Origin of the sequence: Mesorhizobium sp. M1A.F.Ca.IN.020.04.1.1 (assembly GCF_003997315.1) — a bacterium.
Lineage (GTDB): Bacteria > Pseudomonadota > Alphaproteobacteria > Rhizobiales > Rhizobiaceae > Mesorhizobium.
The window spans coordinates 1-4,331 of the sequence record NZ_RZSN01000291.1; the positions used below are offsets into that span (position 1 = coordinate 1).

Annotated in this window: 1 protein-coding gene; it reads right to left on the reverse strand. The window is 67.1% G+C overall.

Annotation, left to right across the window (positions count from 1 at the left end; all coding sequences use genetic code 11):
• Positions 1–4,331, reverse strand: a 4,331-nt coding sequence (locus tag EOA49_RS30605; RefSeq protein ID WP_127243555.1) for a kinesin, incomplete at both ends; no start/stop codon positions are given.

Below are 4,331 nucleotides of genomic sequence, written 5' to 3' on the forward strand. Positions count from 1 at the left end.
GCGCAGGGCGCGCGGCTCGCCGGTCTCGCTGCTGCCGCTGCGGCCGGATTTCGCAACGATATCCGACAGTTCCTTGAGCGCGTTAATCTGCTCGGCGACGGCGCGGCGGATGGCCGAGGTCGATTCCTTGGCCTCCTCCGGCATCTCGATGACGCCTTTCTTGAGCTCGGCGCGGGTGAGGTCCAGCTCGCTCTTGATGGAGCCCGCAGTGCGCCGCATCTCCTCGGTCGCGTCGGCGAAGCGGCGCGTCGCCGAATCGACGACCTCGGCGATGGCGGTGCGAATCTTCTCCGCCGATTCCATCGTCCGGCCCTCGGCATTCTGCATCGTCTGGCCCACAAGAGTCTCGAAGGAGCGCATGACTTTCTCGAGGTCTTCCGACTTCTTGACCAGACCGACGGCGAGGTCTTCCAGCGACGACTGCCGCTCCAGCGTGTGCTCGAGATTGCTCTGCGCGGAGCTCAGCAGGTCCGAGGCGCTCGACAGCAGGCGGCTGTGCTCGTCGAACTTGGTCGCGATCGAGGCGACCTCGCGCAACGTCGCCGACGACAGATCGGTGAGCCGCGTCGTGTTGGAATCAACGAGGCGCGCCGAGCTGGCAAAGGTCTGGGCCGCCTTCTCGGTGGTCGCCGCGAAGCTCTGCGTGCTGCCGCTCAGGCGCTCCTCGACCTGGCCGAGATTGACGGCCGCCTGGTCGATCAGCTGACTGAGCTGCGCGCTGGAGGTGGTCATGCGGCCGATAAGGTCGGCAACGCTGTCGGCCAGCGTCGAGCGGGCGCCCTCGACCGCCGAGAGCGTCTCCGCGGTACGGTTGGCGAGCGCATTGACGAGGGCCGCGTTTTCGCTGCGCAGCTTCTCGGTCGCCTGTTCGGTGACCTCTTCCATCCTCTTTTGCAGCTCGGAGCCGCCCTGGGCGAAGCGCTCGACCAGCGGACGCGCCGTCTCGTCGAGAATCTTCGACATTTCGGAGGAGCGCGCCGCAAGCATGGTGTTGAGCTCGCGGGTGTTGGCGCCAATGGTCTTTGCCGCCTCGTTGGTGCTCTGGCCGATATGCTGGCCGACCGCGGTGAAGGTTTCGGCAATGACGTTGGCGCGCGAGATGAGCTGCGCCTCGGCGCTGGAGACCTGCTCGTTGAGCTTCTGACCCATCGTTTCGGCGCCATAGGCGAGCCGGTTCTCGACGCTCGCAACCTGCTCCTCGACACGGGCCGCGGCCGCAGCGGCGCTCGAGGCCAGGCGTTCGTCGGCACCGGCGAGCGCCTGCTCGATCTCACGGGCGTGGACGGCGAGTTCCTGGCCGGTCTGGCGGGCACGGTCGGCGACGCGCTGCTCGGTGGCGGCGAATGCGCCGACAATGGTGTCGGCATGTTCGCCGATGGTCGAGGTGCTGCTGGCGATGCGCGACACCAAACGGTTGTCGGCGTCGTCGAAGATGCGGGCAATTTCAGACGCCCGCGACGACAGCGCCTCCGAACCTTCGGCAATGCGCGAGATCAGATGCTGGTCGGCGGCGTCGAAGATGCGGCCGAGATCCGAAGCGCGGGCGGCCAGCGCTTCGGCCGATTCGGTGATGCGCATGCTGAGGCGCTCGTCCGCGCCCTCGAAGTTGCGCAGGATGTCGCCGGCGCGGGCTGCGAGCGACTGCGCCGTTTCGACCGCGCGGGCGACCAGTTTCTGATCGGCGGCGTCGAAGGTGCCGGCGATCTCGCCGGCGCGGGCGGCGAGCTTGTCGGCGGTTTCCTCGGCACGGGCCATGAGCGCGTTGGACGCGTCATCGGCGCGGGCCATCAGCATACTCGAGGTGTCCTGCGCGCGCTCGTGCAGGCGGCGGTCGGCCTGCTCGAAGGCGTTGGCAATCTCTTCGGCCCGGGCGAGCAGCGCAGCCGAAGTCTGTTCGGCGCGTTCGGCGATCTTGCGATCGGCGTCGCTGAAGGCGGCGCCCGCCTGCTCGTGCAGCGTGCTGGTGATTTCCATCACCTTGTCGCGCAGCGCGCCGGCAACGAAGACGGCGGTCTTTTCGAGGACGCCGCGGACATTGTCGACGCCGGCCGAAAGCGCACGCTCCATGGTGCCGGCGCGTTCTTCGATGATGCCGGTCTGGCGGCTGAAGGCCTGCTCGATCTTCTCGACATCGGCAGCGATCGCCGCCGAGATGTCGCTGCTCTTGGCCGCGATCTGGTCGATATGGCCGGACACAGAACGGTCGACGTCCTTGCGCGCTTCGGCGAGCTTGACGAGGTCATCTTCCAGCGCGCGGGCCAGCATGTCGCGGCCTTCGGACAGCTTGCCGATGTGACCGGCGATGACGCCGTCGATCTCCGAGCGGCTCTCCGCCAGCTTCTGCAGATCGGATTCAAGCGCCCGCTTGAGGATGTCGCGACCCTCGGCGAGCTTTTCCACCTGGCCGGAGACCAGCCCGTCGATGCCGGCGCGGCTCTCGGCGAGCTTGGCCAGGTCGGCCTCGAGGGCGCGCATGAGGACATCGCGGCCTTCCGCGAGCTTGTCCACCTGGGCGGCGACGAGGCCGTCGATCGAGGCGCGGCTTTCGGCGAGCTTGGCGAGGTCCGCTTCGAGCGCACGCTTGAGGATATCGCGGCCTTCGGCCAGCTTCTCCACCTGGCCAGCGACCAGACCATCGATCGAGGACCGGCTTTCGGCCAGCTTGGCGAGATCGTCCTCCAAGGCCTTGGACAGGGTCGAGCGGTCCTGGACCAGCCTGTCGGCGTGGGTCTGCATGAGGCCGCTGGCATTGGCCATGTCGGCATCCAGGACGCGCGACAGCTCGGCGCGATGGTCGGCGATCTTCTGCGAATGATCGACGATCGCGCCCTGGATGGTGTTGAGGTCCGCTTCCAGCGCGCGTTTGAGGATATCGCGGCCCTCGGCAAGCTTCTCGACCTGGCCGGCCACCAAGCCGTCGATGCTGGAACGGCTCTCGGCCAGCTTGGCCAGATCGTCCTCGAGCGACTTCGACAGCACGGCGCGGTCCTGGACGAGCCTGTTCTGGTGATCGGAGATTGCGCCGCCGACGGTCTGCAGGTCGGCCTCCAGGGCCTGCGACAGCTGAGCGCGTTCCTCCTGCACCTTCTCGGAGTGTCCCGCAATGGCACCCCTGATGGTGTTGATGTCGGCTTCCAGGGCACGCTTCAAGATATCGCGGCCTTCGGCGAGCTTCTCGACCTGGCCGGCGACCAGGCCGTCGATCGAGGCGCGGCTCTCGGCCAACTTGGCGAGATCGGATTCGAGCGTCTGGGACAGCAGGCTGCGGTCCTCGACAAGCCTGCCGGCGTGGCTGTCGATCAGGCTTCGGATTCCGCTCAGGTCGCCCTCCAGCGCGCGGCTGAGTTCACCCCTGTCCTCCGCGAGCTTGGCCGAATGGGTCTCGATCAGGTCCCTTATCCCGGCGATGTCGGTCTCCAGCGCCTTGGCGAGCACGGCGCGGCCCTCGGCGATCTTCTCGACCTGGCCGGCGACCAGGCCGTCGATCGAGGCGCGGCTGTCCGCCAGTTTGCCGAGATCGGCTTCCAGCGCGCGCGCCAGAATGTTGCGGCCCTCGGCCAGCTTGCCGACATGTCCAGCGACCATTTCGTCAATTATGGTGCGGGCTTGCACGAGTTTGCCGGAGTCTTCGTTCAGCGCCTGGGAGAGGCGGTTGCGACTCTCTTGGAGTTGCTCAAGATGGGCGCCGAGCGAGGCGTCGATGGCCGCGTGGGACTCGTTGACCTTGCGCAGGTCCTCTTCCAGCGCGCGAGAGATAAGGCTGCGGCCCTCGGCCAGTTTTTGGACCTGACTGGCCACGGCCTCATCGATGCCGGCGCGACTCTCGGCGAATTTCGCGAGGTCCTCCTGCATGGCGGCGGCCATACGGTTGCTGCTGTCGGAGAGCTTCCGGCTGTGGTCTTCGATGGCTTCGTCAATGCCGGCGCGAGCATCGGCGAGGCGCTGGATGTCGGAGTCGAAGGCGCGCGACACGACATGGCGGGCCGCCTCCATGCGTCCGGCGAAATCCGTGGCGCGGGCTTCGAGCATGGAAGAGGTCGACGAGATGATGTCGGCCATGTCGGCACCGATCTGGGTCTTGCCCTGATCGATCATCGACGACAGCTGGTCCTTGCTCTCGGCGAAGGTGTTGGCGATCTCGCGCGCACGTTCGACCAGAGTTTCGTTGATCTGGCGGGCACGCGCTTCGAGCGCGGCATTGAGCTTCTGGGTGCCGGTGTCGAGTGCTTCGGCGCGGGTCTGGAACTCGCTGATCAGCGCCTGGCCGCGCTCGGCCAGCGTCCGCTCGATGCCGCTGAGGCTTGCTTCGAACTCGGAGTTCAGTGTGCGGG